This window comes from Streptomyces sp. NPDC053665, assembly GCF_055585285.1.
The window spans coordinates 614,134-634,493 of sequence record NZ_JBVJKK010000003.1 but is presented as its reverse complement, the minus strand read 5'-3'; the positions used below and the strand labels follow the sequence as shown (position 1 = coordinate 634,493).

Annotated in this window: 17 protein-coding genes; 4 read left to right on the top strand and 13 right to left on the bottom strand. The window is 71.3% G+C overall.

All coding sequences use genetic code 11. The features are described 5' to 3' along the window. The first annotated feature begins 235 nt into the window (after positions 1-235). Positions 236-682, top strand: coding sequence for an ATP-binding protein (locus ACZ6ZN_RS15850; RefSeq protein ID WP_398106701.1), 447 nt, complete (start codon positions 236-238; stop codon positions 680-682). A 79-nt stretch (positions 683-761) separates the two neighbouring features. Here the strand turns inward: ACZ6ZN_RS15850 and ACZ6ZN_RS15845 are convergent, their stop codons facing one another. After that, positions 762-1,853, bottom strand: coding sequence for a bifunctional succinyldiaminopimelate transaminase/glutamate-prephenate aminotransferase (locus tag ACZ6ZN_RS15845; protein WP_469646570.1), 1,092 nt, complete (start codon positions 1,851-1,853; stop codon positions 762-764). 119 nt (positions 1,854-1,972) lie between these two features. After that, positions 1,973-2,293: a ferredoxin gene (gene fdxA, locus ACZ6ZN_RS15840; protein WP_014048159.1), complete on the bottom strand. Its 321-nt coding sequence runs from the start codon at positions 2,291-2,293 to the stop codon at positions 1,973-1,975. A gap of 140 nt (positions 2,294-2,433) precedes the next feature. Between fdxA and ACZ6ZN_RS15835 the strand changes: the two genes are divergently transcribed. Both ACZ6ZN_RS15835 and ACZ6ZN_RS15830 read left to right on the top strand, forming a co-directional pair. Further along, entirely contained in the window at positions 2,434-3,453 is a 1,020-nt protein-coding gene (locus ACZ6ZN_RS15835; protein WP_469646568.1) for a GNAT family N-acetyltransferase, read from the top strand. Positions 3,454-3,470: 17 nt separating this feature from the next. Further along, positions 3,471-4,322 carry a transglutaminase family protein gene (locus tag ACZ6ZN_RS15830; protein WP_469646564.1) on the top strand — a complete coding sequence of 284 codons (852 nt, stop codon included), beginning with the start codon at positions 3,471-3,473 and terminating at the stop codon, positions 4,320-4,322. A gap of 163 nt (positions 4,323-4,485) precedes the next feature. Here ACZ6ZN_RS15830 and ACZ6ZN_RS15825 read toward each other — a convergent pair whose 3' ends face one another. The 4 genes from ACZ6ZN_RS15825 to ACZ6ZN_RS15810 all read right to left on the bottom strand — a co-directional run bounded on the left by ACZ6ZN_RS15825 (position 4,486) and on the right by ACZ6ZN_RS15810 (position 8,682). Beyond that, a complete protein-coding gene (locus tag ACZ6ZN_RS15825) occupies positions 4,486-7,032 on the bottom strand; it encodes a hypothetical protein (protein WP_469646562.1) in 2,547 nt (848 codons plus the stop codon). Positions 7,033-7,188: 156 nt separating this feature from the next. Next, entirely contained in the window at positions 7,189-7,602 is a 414-nt protein-coding gene (locus ACZ6ZN_RS15820; RefSeq protein WP_398106706.1) for a DUF6113 family protein, read from the bottom strand. Then, positions 7,599-8,459, bottom strand: coding sequence for an N-acetyl-1-D-myo-inositol-2-amino-2-deoxy-alpha-D-glucopyranoside deacetylase (gene mshB / locus ACZ6ZN_RS15815; protein ID WP_469646559.1), 861 nt, complete (start codon positions 8,457-8,459; stop codon positions 7,599-7,601). Before mshB ends, ACZ6ZN_RS15820 begins: the two co-directional genes overlap by 4 nt. A gap of 28 nt (positions 8,460-8,487) precedes the next feature. Continuing rightward, entirely contained in the window at positions 8,488-8,682 is a 195-nt protein-coding gene (locus ACZ6ZN_RS15810) for a hypothetical protein (RefSeq protein ID WP_398106708.1), read from the bottom strand. A 177-nt stretch (positions 8,683-8,859) separates the two neighbouring features. Here ACZ6ZN_RS15810 and ACZ6ZN_RS15805 point away from each other — a divergent pair, with 177 nt between their 5' ends. After that, on the top strand, positions 8,860-10,983 hold the full coding sequence (locus ACZ6ZN_RS15805; protein WP_469646555.1) for a prolyl oligopeptidase family serine peptidase: 2,124 nt from the start codon (positions 8,860-8,862) through the stop codon (positions 10,981-10,983). Positions 10,984-11,229: 246 nt separating this feature from the next. On the opposite strand, the gene ACZ6ZN_RS15800 is transcribed toward ACZ6ZN_RS15805, so the two are convergent. The 7 genes from ACZ6ZN_RS15800 to ACZ6ZN_RS15770 form a co-directional block, all read right to left on the bottom strand. Next, positions 11,230-12,378, bottom strand: coding sequence for an ABC transporter ATP-binding protein (locus ACZ6ZN_RS15800; protein WP_451880126.1), 1,149 nt, complete (start codon positions 12,376-12,378; stop codon positions 11,230-11,232). Beyond that, complete coding sequence (locus ACZ6ZN_RS15795) at positions 12,371-13,429, bottom strand: ABC transporter ATP-binding protein (protein WP_398106711.1); 1,059 nt, start codon at positions 13,427-13,429, stop codon at positions 12,371-12,373. Before ACZ6ZN_RS15795 ends, ACZ6ZN_RS15800 begins: the two co-directional genes overlap by 8 nt. An 11-nt stretch (positions 13,430-13,440) precedes the next feature. Further along, a complete protein-coding gene (locus tag ACZ6ZN_RS15790; protein WP_398106712.1) occupies positions 13,441-14,403 on the bottom strand; it encodes an ABC transporter permease in 963 nt (320 codons plus the stop codon). Continuing rightward, entirely contained in the window at positions 14,396-15,325 is a 930-nt protein-coding gene (locus tag ACZ6ZN_RS15785) for an ABC transporter permease (RefSeq protein WP_398106713.1), read from the bottom strand. Before ACZ6ZN_RS15785 ends, ACZ6ZN_RS15790 begins: the two co-directional genes overlap by 8 nt. Positions 15,326-15,457: 132 nt before the next feature. Then, positions 15,458-17,071, bottom strand: a complete 1,614-nt coding sequence (locus ACZ6ZN_RS15780; RefSeq protein WP_398106714.1) for a peptide ABC transporter substrate-binding protein — start codon at positions 17,069-17,071, stop codon at positions 15,458-15,460. 610 nt (positions 17,072-17,681) lie between these two features. Then, entirely contained in the window at positions 17,682-19,589 is a 1,908-nt protein-coding gene (gene typA / locus ACZ6ZN_RS15775) for a translational GTPase TypA (RefSeq protein ID WP_376334675.1), read from the bottom strand. A gap of 144 nt (positions 19,590-19,733) precedes the next feature. Then, on the bottom strand, positions 19,734-20,360 hold the full coding sequence (locus tag ACZ6ZN_RS15770) for a hypothetical protein (RefSeq protein ID WP_469646551.1): 627 nt from the start codon (positions 20,358-20,360) through the stop codon (positions 19,734-19,736).

Here is a 20,360-nt window from a genome sequence, read left to right as displayed (position 1 = left end):
CAAAGGGCGGGAAGGTTTCCGCGAGCATTTCCACGAGGGCCTCTTTGACCGTTTTTATCCGCAGCCGATAATGCGACGCATTACCAACTCTTTACGTCGGGTCGCCGCAACCTTCGCGGGCTTCGAGCGGTAGTCACTGCGTCCGAGCCGGAGCGATCAACAGCCAGTCGATCAACTCCCGGACCAGGCCGGACCGTTCACGAACCTCACTGTTCTCACCCGTCGAAGGAGCACCATGTCCCTCCCCCTGACCCGCCGGATCGCCCGTGCCGCGCTGCTCGTCGCCGCGGGAGCGGCTGCCGGGGTCGGTGCGGCCGGCTCCGCCGGCGCGGCCCCCCAGCTGCCCGCCGCCCCCAGCCTCGGCGGCCTGACCGCCCTGGACGGGGCGAACGTCGCCAACACCGTCGACGGTGCCGCGCAGAACGTCACCGAGTCCGCGGGCGAGACCGGCGGCGCGACCGTCGAGAAGGCGGTGCCGGCCGCGGGCAGGACCGGCGGCAAGGCGGTCAAGAAGACCACGCCCGTCGCGCAGCAGGCGGCCGGTGACGCGGCCGGCACGGCCGGGCAGCTCGTCGGCGACACCGCCGGCTCGGCCAAGGGCGGCCTGCCGACCGACTCGCTGACCAAGGGCGGCGTGCCGTCGGCCGACTCGCTGCCGGTGAAGAGCCTGCCGCTCGGCTGACCCGCCGGTGTCCTGACGCGGAAGGGGCCCGGGGAGTTCTCCCCGGGCCCCTTCCGCGCGCTGTGCGGCCCTGCGGCGGTCACAGCCGCCGTACGGCCGCCGCCACCCTCTCGTCCGTCGCCGTGAGCGCCACGCGGACGAACTGCGCGCCCGCGGGGCCGTAGAAGTCGCCGGGGGCCACCAGGATCCCCCGCTCCGCGAGGTGGGCCACGGTGTCCCAGCAGGACTCGCCGCGCGTCGCCCACAGGTACAGGCTCGCCTCGCTGTGCTCGATGCGGAAGCCGTGTCCGAGCAGCGCCTCGCGCAGCAGGGTGCGGCGGGCGGCGTAGCGCTCGCGCTGCACGCGCACGTGCTCGTCGTCGCCGAGGGCGGCGACGACCGCCGCCTGGGTCGGCGCGGACGTCATCATGCCGCCGTGCTTGCGGATCTCCAGCAGCGGGCCGAGGACCGCCGGGTCGCCCGCCAGGAAGGCGGCGCGGTACCCGGCCAGGTTCGAGCGCTTGGACAGGGAGTGCACGGCGACGATGCCGTCGTACGAGCCGCCGTTGACGTCGGGGTGCAGCACGGAGACCGGGTCGGCCTCCCAGCCCAGTTCCAGGTAGCACTCGTCGGAGACGAGCAGGACGCCGTGCTCACGGGCCCAGGCGACGGTCCGGGTCAGCTCCTCCTGGGACAGCACCTTGCCCGTGGGGTTCGACGGGGAGTTGAGCCAGAGCAGCCGCAGGCCCTCGGGGTCCAGCGCGGTCGGGTCGTCGTAGGCCTCGTACGCGGCGCGGGCCAGCCGGGCGCCGACCTCGTAGGTCGGGTAGGCCAGCCGCGGGAAGGCCACGCGGTCGCCCGGGCCCAGGCCGAGCTGGGTCGGCAGCCAGGCGACGAGCTCCTTGGAGCCGACGATCGGCAGCACGTGGCGGTGGGTGACCCCCCGGGCGCCCAGGCGGCGCTCGACCCAGCCGGTGATCGCGTCGCGCAGCTCGGGCGTGCCCCAGACGGTGGGATAGCCCGGCGAGTCCGCCGCGGCCACGAGGGCCTTCTGGATCAGCTCGGGGACCGGGTCGACCGGGGTGCCGACGGACAGGTCCACGAGGCCGTCCGGGTGGGCGGCGGCCGTGGCCTTGTAGGGCGTCAGCTTGTCCCAGGGGAAGGTGGGCAGGCGGTCGGAGACTGCGGACACGGGTTCTGGCTCACTTTCTGGTCCGTCCGAGCCGGTGACGGCGAACGCCTCGGCCCCGTACGGCGATCACCGGGTGATCGGGCCGTACGGGACCGAGGCGGCGCTGGCGCGGACCGCTCTTACTGGTTCTGCGGCGGCAGCGCGGCGACGAACGGGTGGTCCCGCTCGATCAGACCCAGCTTGCTCGCTCCGCCGGGCGAGCCGAGATCGTCGAAGAACTCGACGTTCGCCTTGTAGTAGTCCTTCCACTCCTCGGGAGTGTCGTCCTCGTAGAAGATGGCCTCCACCGGGCACACCGGCTCGCAGGCCCCACAGTCGACGCATTCGTCCGGGTGGATGTACAAGGACCGCTGGCCCTCGTAGATGCAGTCGACCGGGCACTCCTCGATGCACGCCTTGTCCTTGACGTCGACACAAGGCTGCGCGATGACGTAGGTCACGCTGTCGTTCCTCCTCGATAGGGCGCTGGCGGGCCTCCGTAGGCTCCGCCGCCTGGCGCGCGGGAGCGCGGCGTCGTCGATGCCCGCCCCTAGTATCTCCGTTCCTGGGCATGATCCGAACAGGAGGGGTGAACTGACCTGTGGAAATCTCTGCCGCCGGGCGACTCGAGGTCCGTATCACGCCTGCTGACGTGGGCAAACGGGTCTCCGTCCGGAGCTTGATCGAACATCCGGTTCCGGTGGAGAAGTTCACCGACACGGTCGGTGTTCTCACATCATGGGACAACGGTGTGCTGCTGATCACACGCCGGAGCGGCGAACGCGTCCGCATCGCGGAGTCCGCGCTGGTCGCGGGCAAGATCGTCCCGGCCGCCCCGGCGCGTCGCCGCGGCCCGGCCGCCTCCTACGAGGAACTGGCCCGGGTCGCCGCGCGGGCCTGGCCGCCCGTGGAGAGCGAGCGGCTCGGGGGGTGGGAGCTGCGTGCCGCGTCCGGGTTCACGCGCCGCGCCAACTCGGTGCTGCCGCTGGGAGAGCCGGGCCTGCCCCTCGACGAGGCCCTCGCCGCGGTACGGCGGTGGTACGGCGAGCGCGGCCTGCCCGCCTACGTGCAGACCGCGACCGGCGCGGAGGGCACCCAGGAACTGCTCTGCGCCGCGCTGGAGGAGCGCGGCTGGGTGCGTGAGGTGACCGCCGAGCTGTGGGTGGGACCGCTGGCGCCGGTCGCCGACCTGGAGCAGTCGCCGGAGGTCGTGCTGTCCCGCGAGGCGGGCGAGGACTGGCTGGCCCGCTACCAGCGCAAGGGGGTGAGCGAGGTGGCCCTGCGCGTGCTGCACGCGGGTCCGTCCGTGTGGTTCGCGACCGTGCCCGGGTCCGCGGGGCCGGCCGCCGTGGGGCGATGCGTGGTGGACGGGCGCTGGGCCGGTTTCGCCGCCGTCGAGGTCGATCCGGAGCTGCGGCGCCGGGGGCTGGGTACGGCCGTGATGGCCGCGCTGGCCCGGCGGGCGCTCGACGAGGGAGCGTCGGCCGCCTGGCTCCAGGTCGAGACGGACAACGAGGCGGCGCGGGCGCTGTACGCCGGGATGGGGTTCGGGGCGCACCACGCCTACCACCACTACCGGGCGCCGGACGTCACCGGCCCGGCCGGTGACGAGACGTCGTGAGAGGGGCCCGGCCGACCATGCCCGACCCCTTCCCCCCGTCCCCGGAGCGTTCCGCCGAGCTGCGTCGGCGCTTCGCCGAGGAGGCCCGCTCCGAACGGCCCGACCTGGCGACGCTGTGCCTGCTGGTGGGCGCCCAGGCCGACGGCGGACTCGACGAGGCGGGTCTGGACGCCGCACAGGTCGAACTGGACCGGCTGGCGGGGCTGCTGCCCTACCGGCCCGGCGGGCCGCGTGCCTGGGCGCTCGCGCTGCGCGACCTGCTCGGTGAGCGGCTCGGCTTCCACGGCACGCCGGCCGACTACCGGCGGCTGGAGTCCTCCCTGCTGCACGCGGTGCTCACCCGGCGCCGGGGGCTGCCGATCCTGCTGTCGGTGGTGTGGATCGAGGTGGCCCGCCGGGCCGGGGCGCCCGTGTACGGGGTCGCCCTGCCGGGGCACTTCGTGGTCGGTTTCGGGCCCGACGAGGGGCAGGTGCTCGCCGACCCCTTCGACGGCGGGCGCGTGCTGAGCGGCGGGGACGCGGAGCTGCTGGTGGCCGGGGCGACGGGGGCGGGGATCGATCCGTCGATGCTGCGGCCGGCGGACCCGCTGGAGGTGGTGGTGCGGATCCTGAACAACGTGCGGGCGTGGGCGGCGGCCCGGCCCGAGCGGTCGGACGTGGCGTTGTGGGCGGTGGAGTTGTCGCTGCTGCTGCCCTCGCATCCGGCGCGGTTGCGCTACGAGCGGGCGCAGTTGCTGGTGCGGCGGGGTGAGTTCGTGGCCGGGGCCACGGAGTTGGAGGCCTACGCGGAGGTCGTCTCGGCGGTGGACGAGGCGGCTGCCGAGCGGGTGCGGGGGGAGGCCTTCGCGGCCAGGGCGATGTTGAACTGACGCCTTCTCGCCGTAGCGGCAGGTGTGGGATCGCGGGTGCGGGTACGTCGTGGCTCGTCGCGCAGTTCCCCGCGCCCCTTAAGGGGCGCTCCGCGGTTGCGGACGAACGACGCGAGCCCCCGCCCTCGGAGGGGCGGGGGCTCGCGTGCCGCGGGCGGCCGGGTCAGTTCGGCTTGGTGTCGATGACTCCGACGCGCTCGGCGGGTGTCTTGCCGCGCAGGGCCTCGCGCAGGGCCGAGACGACGTCCTGCGGGGTGACGTCCCGCTTGCCGCTCGCGCCCTCGATCTGCACGCCCTCGAAGGTCTGGCCGTAGGCGGCTCGGAGCGCCTTGAGGTCGTAGGTGTCCTGCAGCTTGCCGTCGACGGCCTTGAAGCTGAGGATCTTCGGCAGGGAGACCGGGCCGAAGTCGATGCTGTGGGCCGCGTCGGTGCGCACGGTGACCAGGTCGGACATCGCGGGCTGCGCGATCTCCTTCAGCACGCGGTCGACCTCGGCATCGGAGACGGTCGGCTGCCGGGTGGTGGTCGGCAGGGCGACGGTGCCCGCCGCTCCCGTCTCCACCTGGGCGCGGTACGCCTGCTCCACGGCCGTCGTCGACTTGGCGAGGTCGACGCCCTTGCCGGGCTTGCCGTAGACGGGGACGGCCTTGCCGCCCTTGAACGTGATCGTGCCGTCGGTCGAGGCGCCCGAGCCGCCCGCCGCGTTCTGCAGGGAGGCGTGCAGCTTCTCCTCGTCGACCGGCATGACCGGGGTGACGACGCGGTGCCGGCCGAAGAGGGAGCCGATCACGGAGACCGGGTTGTAGTCGCTCTTCGCCGCCGTGTCGGCCGTCGCGTCCATGTCGAACTGGAGGCCCGCGTTGTCCGGGTCGAGGGAGACGGTCCTGCCGGCCACCGACAGCTTCAGCGGCTTGCCCGCCTGCTCCTCGAAGGCCGCGTCGAGCTTCTTCACGGCGCCGTCGCGTGTGGTGCCGCCGATGTCGACGCCGAGCACGGTGGTGCCCTTGGGCACGTCGGTGCGGTTCATCAGCAGGCCGGCGCCGTAGAGACCGCCGGCGGCCACGACCAGGCCGGCCACGAGCAGGACGAGCTTGTTGCGGCCCTTCTTCTTCGGCGCCTTCGCGGAGGTCGCCGGGGACGGCGGGACCGGCGCCGGCTTGGGGGCCGTGCGCGGTGCCGGGCCGTCGCCGGGCGTGCCCGGGCCGAACGGCGAGCCGGTGCCGGGCGTCACGACGGGCATGCCGCTGGTGACGGTGTGCCCGGAGACGTTGTCGTGCCGGGGCGGGTAGCCCTGGCCGTCCAGCGGCTCGGGGGCCTGCTTCTGCGGGGTGAGGACGGCGGTGTCGTCGCTCAGCCCGCCGCCGGGGCCTGCGGTGCCCGGGGCGGTGGGACCGCCGGCGGGTGCGGGGCCGGTGGGGCCGCCGGAGCCGGTGGGTGCGCCGGGGCCGCCGCCTATGGCCCGCGGGCCCGTGGGAGCGCCCGGACCGCCCGGGTCGCGGAAGGTGCCGGGACCGCCGGGAGCACCGGGACGGCCGGGATCGCTGAAGTTCTCGGGCCCACCGGGCCTGTGCGGCTCGCCGAAGCCACCCGGGACCCGGGGCGCGTCGAAGCCGCCCGTGCCGTTCGGGGCGTCGCTGAACCCGCCCGGCACGCCGGAGCCGCCGGAACGGCCGGGGCCGCCCTGCGGGTCGAAGGCGTCCGCGCCGCCGAGGGCGTCGGGCCGGCTGAACGCACCCGTGTCCTCGGGGCCGAGGGGACCGCCGGGTCCGTCGAAGCCGCCGTGCGCGCCGTAGGCGTCGGGACCGTCGGGGAGGCTGTAAGAGCCCGTGTCCTCGAGTCCTCCGGGAGCGCCCTGCCCCGCGAAGTCCCCGGTGACGGGGCCGCCGGTGGGCCCGGCCGGCCCGCTGCCGTTCTCCGAGAAGTACGGCAACTCGTCGCGGCGGGCGTCGCCGTTGCCCGGGGCGGGACGCGAACCGCCCGCCGTCAGCGCCTCGGTGACGTCGAAGGAGCCCGTGCCGCCGCCGTGCCCCGGGGCGACCGGACCGCCGGTCGCCCCTCCGGGGAGGCCGGAGCCGTTCGTGCCGCCGGACCGGGAGCCGCCCGGCACGCTCATCGAGCCGACCACGCCGCCGGGCCGACCGGCACCCGGCCGGGCCCCGCCCGGCGTACCGGCACCGCTGCCCTGCGCCCCGGCGCCGGGTGCGCCCGAAGTCGGGGCACCCGGGGCGGAACCGCCCGCCGCGGGCCCCGAACCTCCCGGAGCACCCGCCCCGTTCGGCGCGCCGCCGCCCGGACCGCCCTTGGCCGGGGCGGACTTGCGTGGCGCGAACCAGTCGCTGGTCGGCTTGTCGTCGGCCGGCGGGGCGGGTTCGGCGGCCGGCGGCTCGGCCGGGCCCGCGCCCTGCGGGGCGGCGGGGCCGGCCGGCGTGGGCGTCGCGGCGCCCGCGTCGGTGTCGCCGGAGGCGTCCGTGTCGGTGACGGGCTTGCGCATCACCACGGGCGGGATCGGCCGCGACCCGGGGATGTTGATCCGGATCCGGGTCGTCAGCGTGGTCTCGGTCTTGCGTTCCTCCGGCCGCGTGGCCGAACGGCCCGCGTCCGTACCGTCGTCGGAGACCACCGGGGTCCCGTACGGCGGCGTACCCGACGGGTAGGCGGCTCCGCCGCGCCCGTTGGGCCCGGAGGACGAGGTGTCAGTTTCACGACTCAAGGCAGGTTCTCCCGGTTGGCTCCGCCGCCCGACACGACCTCACGCGGGCAGCTCGGCGACGCGCACCACCATACTGGCCACTTCTCGCCCGTATCCCGGGACCGCCGGGGAAACTCACACCGGACCCCCACGGGCATGTTCAGGCGAAGTGGTACGTCACTTGGCAAGTCGGGCTGGGCCGCCGTCCGGTTGCCGTCCGGGGGTGAGGGTGGCGCAGATCACAGCCACCAGGATGCCCCCGAGCAGGAAGAGGTAGGAGCCGCTTCCCGCGGCGAAGAGGAAGTCGCCCTCGGGGCGGCTGGCGGTGAGCAGGACGACGGCGAGCATCCAGCCCGCGGCGGTCGCCACACCCCCCGCCCGGGCCCGCATGAGGCGCGCGGCACCGAGCACGGCCCCGGCCTCGCCGGCCAGGGCGAGCAGCAGCCCGCCCGGGAACCAGCCGGGCTGCACCAGCGCCCCGGCCGCGCCGACCAGGGCCCCGAGCACGAAGAGCCCCGCGTAGGCGCCGAGGCGTCCGGCGGACGGCGGCCGCATCGGCTGGGCGAGCAGGGAGGTCGTCCGGTCGTTCACGAGACCCCCTCGACACCGGCGAACAGGTCGGTCTCCCGCGCGCCGGGGCCCCGCTCGCCGCGCACCAGCTCGTAGTACTCGGTGGTGAGGATCGGCTGGGCGAGGTCGTTGGACAGCACGAAGTACTCACCGTCGACGGTGATCTGGGTGGCGTGGGCGCGCATCGCGGCGGCCTTGGCGGCGGCGTACGCGGTGCCGTCGATCTCGGTGGTGACGCGCTCGTCGGGCACCACGCCCGGTACGTCGCCGACCTCGGCGGTCTTGGTGAAGGGGGTGCGCGGCAGGTCCTGGCGGAGCCGGGCGAAGGCGTCCTCCACGACCGACCGGGGCGCCCGGTTCCAGTAGATCTTGGGGATCGTCCAGCCCGACTCGGCGGCCAGCCCGGCCGCCCGCATGGCGACGCGGTGGGCCTGGATGTGGTCGGGGTGGCCGTAGCCGCCGTCGTCGTCGTAGGTGACCAGGACCTGGGGCCGCACCTCGTGGATGATCTCGGCCAGCTGGGCGGCGGCCTCGTCGACGTCGGCCCGCCAGAAGCAGGCGGGGTCGTCGTTGTCGGGCAGGCCCATCATCCCGGAGTCGCTGTAGCGGCCGGCGCCGCCGAGGAGGCGGACGTCCCGGACGCCGAGCGCCTGCATGGCCTCGGCGAGTTCGCGGCGCCGGTGCCGGCCGAGGGCGGCGCCGCTCAGGTGCGCGAGCCCGGGCGGGATGACCTCGCCGCGTTCGCCGAGGGTGCAGGTCACCAGGGTGACCTGGGCACCCTCGGCCGCGTAGCGGGCCATGGTCGCGCCGTTGTTGATCGACTCGTCGTCCGGGTGCGCGTGCACCAGCAGCAGACGACGGCCGGGCAGATCCTTCATGGGCCCAGCCTACGAGGTCGCGCGGGGCTCAGAACTTGATGCTGCCGATCATCCCCGCGATGTTGTTCGTCAGCTCGCTGATCGTGGGAGCGACGGTCGAGGAGGCGAGGTAGAAGCCGAGCAGCATGCAGACGATCGCATGCCCCGCCTTCAGTCCCGACTTCTTGACGAGCAGGAAGACGATGATCGCCAGCAGCACCACCGCCGAAATCGAGAGTGCCACGGCGGCTCACCTCCAAAGATCCACGAGGGCGCGGGGGGTCGGACTGTGGGGGCAGTAAATCCGTACAGCAGCAAGCAGGTTGATACCCACTATGCGACATTGATCATAACTATCCCGGCGTGCGCATCGCTCGGCGCACGGCCGCACAAGGGGGCGCATGGCCAATATGGTCAGGGCATGACGACCGAGCCTGACTCCTTTCCCCGACGGCACGCCCGTACCCAGCGCTTCACGCTCGGCGCGCCGCGTTCGTTCACCGTGGCGCCCGACGGTTCGCGTGTCGTGTTCCTGCGCTCCGGTTCCGGCACGGACCGGGCCGGCGCGCTGTGGGTCCTCGACCCGCAGACGGGCGGGGAGCGCGTCGCCGCCGACCCGCGCGCCCTGCTGGGCAGCGGCGCGGAGGACCTCTCGCCCGAGGAGCGGGCCCGGCGCGAGCGCAGCCGGGAGGGCGGTGCCGGCATCGTCGCCTACGCCACCGACACGGCCGTGGAGCTGGCCTCCTTCGCCTTGTCGGGGCGGCTCTTCACGGCCGGGCTGCGCGCCGGGACGGCCCGTGAACTGCCCGTCGCGGGACCGGTGATCGACCCGCGTCCGTCGCCCGACGGGCGGTTCGTCGCGTACACCGCGCGGGGCGCCCTGCGGGTGGTGGAGGCGGACGGGACGGGCGACCGGGTGCTCGCCGAGCCGGAGGCGGAGAACGTCTCCTACGGGCTGGCCGAGTTCGTCGCGGCCGAGGAGATGGGGCGTTCGCGGGGCTTCTGGTGGGCCCCGGAGTCGGACCGGCTGCTGGTGGCGCGGGTGGACGACACGCCGGTGCAGCGGTGGTGGATCTCCGACCCGGCGCATCCGGAGCGGGAGCCGCAGCGGGTGGCGTACCCGGCGGCCGGGACCGCGAACGCGCAGGTGCGGCTGTTCGTGGTCGGTCTCGACGGGACGCGCACGGAGGTGGTGTGGGACCGGGCGCGCCATCCGTATCTGACGCGTGTCCACTGGTCGGCGGCGGGTGCGCCGCTGCTGCTCGTGCAGTCGCGCGATCAGCGCGGCCAGGTGTACCTCGCGGTGGACCCGGACACGGGCGCGACCCGGATGGTGCACGCCGACGAAGATCCAACATGGCTGGAACTTTTCCCCGGTGTGCCGTGCTGGAGCCCCTCCGGGCAGCTGGTCCGGATCGCGGACGAGGGCGGCGCACGGGTGCTGGCGGTCGGTGAACGGCCGCTCACCGGGGCGCAGTTGCACGTCCGTGCGGTGCTGGACGTGTCCGACGCGGACGTGCTGGTCTCGGCGTCGGCCGGGGAGGACGCCGCCGACCCGGAGACGGGCCAGGTGCACGTGTACCGGGTGAACGAACTGGGCGTGGAGCGGGTGTCCCGGGAGCCGGGTGTGCACGCGGCGGTGCGGGCCGGGGACGTGACCGTGCTGGTCTCGGCGGTGCTGGATCGGCCAGGTTCCCGGGTGCAGATCCTGCGCGACGGAAAAGCGACCACGACTGTCCGCTCGTACGCAGAAGACCCTGGTTTGTCCCCCCGCGTGACGCTCACCGAGGGGGGCGCACGCCGTGTCCCGTGCGCCGTGCTTATGCCTCGGGACTACGACGGTGACACCCCGCTGCCGGTGCTCATGGATCCGTACGGCGGTCCGCACGGCCAGCGGGTGGTCGCCGCGCACAACGCGCACCTCACCTCACAGTGGTTCGCGGACCAGGGCTTCGCGGTCGTGGTCGCGGACGGCCGGGGTACCCCGGGCCGCTCCCCCGCCTGGGAGAAGGCCGTCCACCACGACTTCACGCTGTCGCTGGAGGACCAGGTGGAGGCGCTGCACGACCTCGCCGGGCTCTTCCCGCTGGACCTGTCCCGGGTCGCGATCCGCGGCTGGTCCTACGGCGGCTGGCTGGCGGGCCTGGCGGTCCTGCGCCGCCCGGACGTCTTCCACGCGGGCATCGCGGGCGCGCCGGTGACGGACTGGTCCCTGTACGACACCCACTACACGGAGCGCTACCTGGGCACTCCGGCGGATCAGCCGGAGTCGTACGCGCGCAGCTCCCTGGTCACCGCCGGGGGTCTGTCCGCGCCGGCCGAGCCGCACCGGCCGCTGATGATCGTCCACGGTCTGGCGGACGACAACGTCGTGGTCGCCCACGCGCTGCGGCTGTCCTCGGCCCTGCTGTCGGCCGGCCGCCCGCACGAGGTCCTGCCGCTGTCGGGCGTCACGCACATGACCCCGCAGGAGCAGGTCGCCGAGAACCTGCTGCTCCTCCAGGTCGACTTCCTCAAGCGCGCCCTGGGCATCACCGCCGGCTGACCCCCGACCGCGGGACGACGGGCCGGGGCGACATGGCGCGCCCCGGCCCGTGACACGGCACCCGCACGGCCGTACACCACCCACCCTGACGCGCGGTCATATCGACCCCGGGTCAACCGGGTTGCCTGTGTGTTAACGATGTCCAGGGTCGCCCGGAACGCCTTGCGATGCAGCACGTCGGCGTCACCCGGAACGCCGGTTCCCGGCACCCCGTTCAGGGGGCCGGGAACCGGGAGGGAAGGGGTGTCAGGCCGCGTGGACGACGTCCTTCTCCTCGGCGAAGTGGCAGGCCGACTCGTGCGCCGCCGGGGTGTCCGCGTCCTCGAAGCGCGCGGGGATCGCCAGCAGGGGCACCTCCTCGGCGCACTTGTCCTGCGCCTTCCAGCACCGGGTGCGGAAGCGGCAGCCGGAGGGCGGGTTGGCCGGGGACGGCACGTCACCGGTCAGGATGATCCGCTCGCGGCCCTCGCGGGCGTCCGGGTCGGGCACCGGGACCGCCGACAGCAGCGCCTGGGTGTAGGGGTGCGTCGGATGGTCGTAGATCTGCTCGTCGGTGCCGATCTCGGCCATCTTGCCGAGGTACATGACCCCGACCCGGTCCGAGATGTGCCGGACGATCGACAGGTCGTGCGCGATGAAGAGGTAGGAGAGGTTGAACTCGTCCTGCAGCTTCTCCATCAGGTTGACGACCTGCGCCTGGACGGACACGTCCAGCGCGGAGACCGGCTCGTCGCAGATGATGATCTCGGGGTTGAGCGCGAGGCCGCGGGCGATGCCGATGCGCTGGCGCTGACCGCCCGAGAACTGGTGCGGGTAGCGGTTGATGTACTCGGGGTTGAGGCCGACCACGTCCAGGAGTTCCTGGACCCGGCGCCGGCGGTCGCCCTTCGGCGCCACCTCGGGGTGGATCTCGAAGGTCTCGCCGATGATGTCGCCCACCGTCATACGGGGGTTGAGCGAGGTGTAGGGGTCCTGGAACACCATCTGGATGTTCCGGCGGACCGCCTTCAGCGCACGCCCGGACAGCTTGGTGATGTCCTGGCCCTTGTAGAAGATCTCACCCGCGGTGGCCTTCTCCAGCATCATCAGCAGCTTGGCGACCGTGGACTTGCCACAGCCGGACTCGCCCACGATGCCGAGCGTCTCGCCCTGGTACAGGTCGAAGGAGATGCCGTCGACCGCCTTCACCGCGCCGACCTGCTTCTTGAACAGGATGCCCTGGGTGAGCGGGAAGTGCTTCACCAGGTTGCGCACCTGCAGGATCGGCTCGCCGCGGTCCACCGGCGCCTCGATCGCGGCGACCGCCTCCGTCTCGGAGGAGGCGTCGACGACCTCGACCTCGGAGACGTTCGGCGTGGCGTCCTGCGGCCCGTCGGTCTTGCCGAGCTCAGCCATGGATCGTCTCCTTCCAGAAGTGGCACGCGCTGCCGCGGCCGACCAGCTCGCCACCGTCCCGCTCGGTGACGGGGTACAGCGGCGGGACGTCCGTGCGGCAGATGTCCTGCGCCTTGGGGCAGCGCGGGTTGAAGGCGCAACCGGACGGGATACGCGTCAGGTTGGGCGGCAGGCCCTTGATCGCGTACAGGTCCTGGCCCTTCTGGTCCAGGCGCGGGATCGAGTCCAGCAGACCCTTGGTGTACGGGTGCGCCGGCCGCTTGTACAGCTCGTGGACCGGGGCGCGCTCGACGATGCGGCCCGCGTACATCACGGCGATCTTGTCGGCGACGTCGGCGACCACGCCGAGGTCGTGGGTGATCAGGATCAGACCCATGTTGTACTCGCGCTGAAGGTCCGCGAGCAGGTCCATGACCTGGGCCTGGACCGTCACGTCGAGGGCCGTGGTGGGCTCGTCGGCGATGATCAGGTCCGGCTCCAGGGCGAGCGCCATCGCGATCATGATGCGCTGGCGCATACCGCCCGAGAACTGGTGCGGGTAGTCGTTCACCCGGGCCGCGGCGGCCGGGATCTTCACCCGGTCCATCAGCTCGATGGCCTTGGCCTTGGCGTCCTTCTTGGACATGCCCTGGTGGACGCGGAACATCTCCGCGAGCTGGTAGCCGACGCTCAGCACCGGGTTCAGCGAGGACAGCGCGTCCTGGAAGATCATGGCGATGCGCTGGCCGCGGATCTTGCGGCGCTCCTCGGCGGACATCTTCAGCATGTCCTGGCCGCGGAAGAGGATCTCGCCCTTGGGGATGCGGCCGGGCGGCATGTCGAGGATGCCCATGATGGCCTGGGCGGTGACGGACTTGCCGGAGCCGGACTCGCCGAGCACGGCGAGCGTCTCGCCCGCGGACACCGAGTAGTTGACGCCGTTGACGGCCTTGGCGACACCGTCGCGGGTGTGGAACTCCACGTGCAGGTCGCGCACTTCGAGCAGCGGGCGGCCCGTGCCCTCCGCACCGTCCGGTGCCGGGTTCTCGGCCACTTCATCGATGATGGTCACGTACGCCTCCCTCAGCGCAGCTTGGGGTCGAGGGCGTTGCGTACCGCATCGCCGAACATCAGGAACGACAGCACCGTGATCGACACCATCACTGACGGGATGATCAGGGTGTGCGGGGCGATACGGAGCTGTTCACGTCCTCGCGCCACGTCGCCGCCCCAGGATACGGCCGTGTCTCCGAGACCCACGCCCAGGAAGGACAGGGTGGCCTCGGCCGCGATGTAACCGCCGAGCGCGATGGTCGCGACGACGATGATGGGCGCGAGCGCGTTGGGCAGGATGTGCCGGAACAGGATCCGCGAGGTCGAGGCGCCGAGTGCCTTGGCGGCCACGACGTAGTCGGCCTGCTTGATGGTGATCACGGCACCGCGGGCGACTCGGGCGATCTGGGTCCAGCCGAGGAAGGCCAGCGCCATGATGACGACCCAGACGGTGCGGTCGTCGAAGGAGTTGAGCACCACGAGCGCGCCGAGCAGGAACGGGATGCCGAGGAAGATGTCGGTCACCCGCGACAGCAGCGTGTCGGTCCAGCCGCCGAAGTAGCCGGCGATCATGCCGATGATCGTGCCGAGGATGGTCACGGCGACGGTGACGCCCACACCCACGGTGATCGAGGCGCGGGCGCCGTAGACGACGCGCGCGTAGATCGACCGGCCCTGGACGTCGTAGCCCAGCCAGTCCGGGGCGAAGAAGTGGCCCCAGTTCGGCTTGCCGAGGTAGTGCTTGGCCAGGTCGGCGTCGCGCGGGGAGGCGCTGGTGAACAGCCCCGGCCACAGCGACATGACCAGCAGGAAGACGATGAGCGCGGCGGAGACCAGGAACAGCGGGTTGCGCCGCAGGTCGTGCCAGGCGTCGGACCACAGGCTGCGCGGCTTGTCGGGGGCCGGGCCGGCCTCCGCCACCACGACGCCCGCGGTGCTCACGGTGTCGCCGGGGAGGGCGTCGACCTTCTTTTCTACGGTCTTGTCAGGCATACCGGATCCTCGGGTCCAGGACCGCGTACAGCAGGTCGACGATCAAGCTGGCGGCGAGGTAGATGAGCACCATCAGCGAGGCGATGCCCACGACCGTGGCGCCTTCACGCCGGGTGAGCGCATCGTAGATTTCGAGGCCGATGCCCCGCACGTTGAAGATGCCCTCGGTCACGATGGCACCGGTCATCAGGTTTCCGACCTCGATACCGAGGAAGGTGACCACGGGGATCAGCGAATTGCGCATCAGGTGGACGCCGATGATGCGGCGGCGCGGCAGGCCCTTGGCCACGGCGGTGCGCATGTAGTCCGAGCGCAGGTTCTCCGCGATCGACGTACGGGTCAACCGGGCCACGTAGGCGAGGGAGAGCGATGCCAGCACGGTGGCCGGGAGCGCGAGCTGCGCCCAGTCCGTCGAGTCGGTCACCGTGGGGGTGGTGATCGACCACTTGAACGCGAACAGGTACTGCAGCAGGAAGCCCAGCACGAAGGACGGCATCGACACGAGGACCAGCGTCAGCGTCAGCAGACCGCGGTCGCGCAGCGTGTCGGGGCGCAGACCGGCGACCACACCCAGGCCGATGCCCACGAGCGTGACGAAGGTGAACGCGAAGATCGTGAGTCGGATCGTCACCGGGAACGCGTCGGCGATGATGTCGGCGATGGGCCGCTGACTGGCGATCTGCGTACCGAAGTCGCCCTGGAACAGGCCGGTCATGTAGTTGACGTACTGCTGAAGGAGCGGCTGGTCGAGGCCCAGCTCCTTCTTGATGCTCGCGACCACCGTCGGGTCGTACGCCTGGTCGCCCATCATGGCCCGGACGGGGTCGCCGGGCAGGGCGTACATCATGCAGAAGATGAGCAGGGTTGACCCGATGAAGACCGGGATCATCTGGAGCAGTCGTCGTGCGACATAGCGCCCCATAGGTGCCTCCGTGAGGGGTTAACGCAGGTGCGGGGGCCGTCTCCTGGTGACGAGACGGCCCCCCGCACCTCCCGCCGCCACCGGGGTGGCGGCGGGCTTACGGCCGAGTGGGAAGAGCCCGCAGGACTCCTCTTACTTGGTGGTGACGGCCCACACTTCGAGGTCACCGTGGAAGTCGACGTTGACGTTGTCGACGTTCTTACCGTGGCCGCCGTTGATGCGGTAGTACCAGAGCGGGATGGCCGGCATGTGCTCGACCAGCTTCTTCTCGACCTCCTGGAAGGCCTTCACCGACGCCTCGAGGGACTTGGCGTTGTCCGCCTTGTTCATCAGCGAGTCGATCTCCTTGTTGGAGAAGCGACCGTTGTTGGCCTCGGCGGTGGTGTGGTACAGCTCCTTCATGAAGTTGGCGTTGACCGGGTAGTCGGCGACCCAGCCACCGCGGTACATGCCCTTCACCTGGTCGTTGTCACGGGCCTCGAGGTCCGTGGCGAAGTCGGGCTTCGGGTCACCCGTGCAGTCGACACCGGTGGCCTTGCGGATGGACTCGCAGACCGCGGTCACCCACTCCTTGTGCCCACCGTCGGTGTTGTACTGGATGGTGAACTTGTTGCCCGGGACGCCGCCACCCTCCTTGATGAGCTGCTTGGCCTTCGCCGGGTTGTACGTGAACACGTCCGTGTCCAGGTTCTGGTTGCCCTTGACGCCGGGCGGGGTGAAGCCCTTGGCCGGCGTGCGGGTGTTGTTCAGAACCGTCTTGGTGATCGTGTCGCGGTCGATCGCCATCGACAGACCCTGCAGGACCTTCGGGTCGATGTCCTTGAAGGTCTTGGAGTAGAACGCCGGGGTCAGCGTCTGGATGGCCGCGTACGGCTGCTCGATGGCGCCGTCGCCCAGGTCCTGCTTGTACTTCGGCAGGTCCGTCGGGCCGACCTGGCGGATCATGTCCAGGTTGCCGGAGACGACGTCCTTGTACGCGGCCTCGAGGGTCGTGTACGCCTTGAACTGGACGCCCTTGTTCTTGGCCTTGTTCGGGCCCTGGTAGTCGTCCCAGGCCTTGACCTGGATGAGCTTCTTGTGGTCCCACTTCTCGAACGTGTAGGGACCGTTGCCGACCGGCTTCTGGCCGAAGGCCTTCGGGTCGTCGTAGAAGACCTTGGGCAGCGGGGCCCAGGTGGTGTAGCCGAGCTTGTAGTTGAAGTACGGCATCGTGTACTTCAGCTCGATGGTGAAGGTGTGGTCGTCCACGGCCTTCAGACCGGACATGGTCTCGGCCTTCGGGTCACCCTTCTCCGGGTGGACATCGTCGTAGCCCTTGATGTCCTGGAACCAGAAGGAGTTCTGCTGGTTGTTCTTGATGTTGGCGTACCAGTTCCAAGCGTCGATGTACGACTTGGAGGTGACTTCTTCGCCGTTGTGGAACTTCCAGCCCTTCTTGAGCTTGACCGTCCACGTCTTCGAGTCGTCGGTGGTGACCGACTCGGCGTTCGTGTAGACGATGTCGCCCTTGGCGTCGAAGTCCAGCAGCTGGGTGAAGAGGGCCTGGATGACGTACGAGCCGTTGCTCTCGTTCGTGTCGGCCGGGATCAGCGGCTTCTGCGGCTCGCCGACGTCGACCGAGACATAACCGGCAGGTCCGGAACCCTTGCTCTTGCTCTCACCATCACCGTCGCCGCCGCAGGCGGTGGCGGCCAGGGCGACGACTATCGCCCCCGCGACCCACTTGGCGCTCCTGGCACCGCGCATGGGTTCCTCCTAAGAAGTCATTGGTTCACCGCGAAGGGAGCACACGACACATCACGGCCCCCGCCCGTCGCCGGTGCCGGAATTCGTCGAGTGCCCCCGCGCTCGTGAGTCGCGCCGCTGCCGGCTACTGACCCGTTCATCCGAGCTCTACGCGCCTAACTATCTGCCAAACGCCTGGACCGAACCACACTCTCGAGGTCTCGGTTCGATCACAGCTCACACCTACATCTTCCAAAATCCGGACAAAGGGTTTGGTGAAAGATCCCTGCGAAACGGACTTGTTACACATCTATCGGTGGCGACCGTCCGCATTCCGGACGCGAGAGGGAGAAAAACCGCTTGCGGTCGTCGCGGACCCCGTGCAGGGTTCCAGCGGAGCCGGCCTCACGCTCAACGAGCGTGTGCGGCACGGAGGTTGCACGACGCCGGAATCGTCAGGCGCGCCACTTCCGCAGCAGGGTAGTGGCGGCGGGCCGCCCGCGGCGGGCGCGGCGGCCAGGTCAAGGGTTTTCCCTACCCTTCTCCTCCACGTCGCTCCCCCTTCAACAGCACAGCACCGGGTGCCCCGCGGGGTGCGGGGTGCCCGGTGCTGTGCGCCGTGGAGAGGGTGTCAGCCGTGCTTGGCGCGGCTCGCGGCGCGGGCGCGCTCACGGGCGTCCAGGTTCACCTTGCGGATGCGCACGGCCTCCGGGGTGACCTCGACGCACTCGTCGTCCCGGCAGAACTCCAGGGACTGCTCCAGCGACAGCTTGCGGGGCGGGACGATCGACTCGGTCACGTCGGCGGTCGAGGACCGCATGTTCGTGAGCTTCTTCTCCTTGGTGATGTTGACGTCCATGTCGTCGGCGCGCGAGTTCTCGCCGACGATCATGCCCTCGTACACCTCGGTGCCGGGCTCGACGAACAGCACGCCGCGCTCCTGGAGGTTGGTCATCGCGAACGCGGTGACGGCGCCGGAGCGGTCGGCGACCAGGGAGCCGTTGTTGCGGGTCTGGAGCGTGCCGAACCAGGGCTCGAAGCCCTCGTGGATGGAGTGCCCGATGCCCGTGCCGCGGGTCTGGGTCAGGAACTCGGTACGGAAGCCGATGAGACCGCGGGAGGGCACCACGAACTCCATGCGGACCCAGCCGGAGCCGTGGTTGGACATGTTGTCCATGCGGCCCTTGCGGACGCCCATGAGCTGCGTGACCGCGCCCATGTGCTCCTCGGGCACGTCGATCGTCATGCGCTCGACCGGCTCGTACGTCTTGCCGTCGACCTCCTTGGTGACGACCTGCGGCTTGCCGATGGTCAGCTCGAAGCCTTCCCGGCGCATCGTCTCGACCAGGATGGCCAGCGCCAGCTCACCGCGGCCCTGCACCTCCCAGGCGTCCGGCCGCTCGGTGTCCAGCACCCGGAGGCTGACGTTACCGATCAGCTCGCGGTCGAGGCGGTCCTTGACCTGGCGGGCGGTGACCTTGCGGTCCTTGACGGCCGCCTTGTTGTCGGCGCCCTTGCCGGTGGCGCCGCGGCCGACCAGCGGGGAGGTGTTGGTGCCGATGACCATGGAGATCGCGGGCTCGTCGACCGTGATCAGCGGCAGCGCGACCGGGTTCTCCGGGTCGGCCAGGGTCTCGCCGATCATGATGTCCGGGATACCGGCGACGGCGCAGATGTCACCGGGGCCGGCCTTCTCGGCGGGCTTGCGGGTGAGCGCCTCGGTCATCATCAGCTCGGAGATGCGCACGTTGCTGACGGACCCGTCGCGCTTCATCCACGCGACCGTCTGGCCCTTGCGCAGCTCGCCCTGCTCGACGCGGAGCAGCGCGATACGGCCGAGGAAGTTGTCGGCGTCCAGGTTGGTGACGTGGGCCTGGAGCGGGGCGTCCTCGTCGTAGGTCGGGGCCGGGATGTGCTCCAGGATCGTGGAGAAGAACGGCTCCAGGCTGGTGGAGTCGGACGGGACCGTGCCGTTGTCCGGCTTGGTCAGCGAGGCGATGCCGTCGCGGCCGCAGGCGTAGACGATCGGGAACTCGATCTGCTCCTCGTCGGCGTCCAGGTCGAGGAAGAGGTCGTAGGTCTCGTTGACGACCTCGTCGATCCGGGAGTCCGGGCGGTCCGTCTTGTTGATGCACAGGATGACGGGCAGGCGCTGCTGGAGCGCCTTGCGCAGCACGAAGCGGGTCTGCGGGAGCGGCCCCTCGGAGGCGTCCACGAGCAGGACGACGCCGTCGACCATCGACAGACCGCGCTCGACCTCGCCACCGAAGTCGGCGTGGCCGGGGGTGTCGATGATGTTGATGGTGATGGGCTCCCCGCCGTCCTTGGGGTGATACTTCACCGCCGTGTTCTTGGCGAGGATCGTGATGCCCTTCTCACGCTCCAGGTCGTTCGAGTCCATCATGCGGTCGTCGACCGAGTCGAGCTGGTGGGCGGCGAAGGCACCGGCCTGCTTCAGCATGCCGTCGACGATGGTGGTCTTGCCGTGGTCGACGTGGGCGACGATGGCGACGTTGCGGATGTCGTGGCGCGTGGCCATAAAGCGGCGATCTCCCGGAGTGTGAGGAAGGGGCCGTCGCGTACGTCTGTGTTACGCGGACCCTGCCGGGCTCAACATGCCACGGCCTCACCCCATGGTACGGGTCCGCGCCCCCGGAGGTGACCCGGGCCGTGTCGACGCAGGTCAGGCACCCTCGGCGGCCTCGGATCCGGCGGGGCACCGGCGCTGGGCGGCGATCCGGCCCGCCGCTTCGTCCGGGGGCTCCGCGGAGCAGGGCAGCAGGGCCGATCCGGATCCCTCCCAGGTGCGCACGTGTCCCCGCGCCGGCTCGCCGTCCCCGCAGGTGCGGGTGAAGTCGGCGTCGACCAGGTCGAGCTGCGCCCAGGCGTAGTACGCGCCCCGGCCGAGGCCGTTCCGGTATTCGACGAAGTGGTCCTCCGCCGGCCGCTCGGTCCGCGACGGCCCGGCCAGGGGCCCCTCGGTCTTCAGGTGCCTGGCGAGCTCCTTGATCACCCCGGCCGCGTCCGTGCCCCGGGGCGTACCGGTCACCGACGGCCGGTACACCGTGTCTCCCACGGCTTCCAGACGGAGGGAGTAGGTGTCGGGTTCCTCCGTGAACCTGATCGGGTCGGACAGCGCGGTCAGCCGCTGCTCCCTGCGGACACCCGACCAGGTGTAGGTGCCCTCGTCGCAGGTCCCCGCCCTGTCCGCACGGCCGCTGCCCCCGCCGGGCGCGCATCCCGCGGTCCCCGTCGCCAGCAGCCCGGCGACCAGGGCCGCCAGGCAGGTGTGTCGTGCCGTTCCGCGCAT

Excerpts from the sequence above, each read along its gene's own strand:
- ACZ6ZN_RS15850 (WP_398106701.1), top strand. The coding sequence starts at position 236 with ATGTCCCTCCCCCTGACCCGCCGGATCGCCCGTGCCGCGCTGCTCGTC.
- ACZ6ZN_RS15830 (WP_469646564.1), top strand. The coding sequence starts at position 3,471 with ATGCCCGACCCCTTCCCCCCGTCCCCGGAGCGTTCCGCCGAGCTGCGT.
- mshB (WP_469646559.1), bottom strand. The coding sequence starts at position 8,459 with ATGAAGGATCTGCCCGGCCGTCGTCTGCTGCTGGTGCACGCGCACCCG.
- ACZ6ZN_RS15805 (WP_469646555.1), top strand. The coding sequence starts at position 8,860 with ATGACGACCGAGCCTGACTCCTTTCCCCGACGGCACGCCCGTACCCAG.
- ACZ6ZN_RS15800 (WP_451880126.1), bottom strand. The coding sequence starts at position 12,378 with ATGGCTGAGCTCGGCAAGACCGACGGGCCGCAGGACGCCACGCCGAAC.
- ACZ6ZN_RS15790 (WP_398106712.1), bottom strand. The coding sequence starts at position 14,403 with ATGCCTGACAAGACCGTAGAAAAGAAGGTCGACGCCCTCCCCGGCGAC.
- ACZ6ZN_RS15785 (WP_398106713.1), bottom strand. The coding sequence starts at position 15,325 with ATGGGGCGCTATGTCGCACGACGACTGCTCCAGATGATCCCGGTCTTC.
- ACZ6ZN_RS15780 (WP_398106714.1), bottom strand. The coding sequence starts at position 17,071 with ATGCGCGGTGCCAGGAGCGCCAAGTGGGTCGCGGGGGCGATAGTCGTC.
- typA (WP_376334675.1), bottom strand. The coding sequence starts at position 19,589 with ATGGCCACGCGCCACGACATCCGCAACGTCGCCATCGTCGCCCACGTC.
- ACZ6ZN_RS15770 (WP_469646551.1), bottom strand. The coding sequence starts at position 20,360 with ATGCGCGGAACGGCACGACACACCTGCCTGGCGGCCCTGGTCGCCGGG.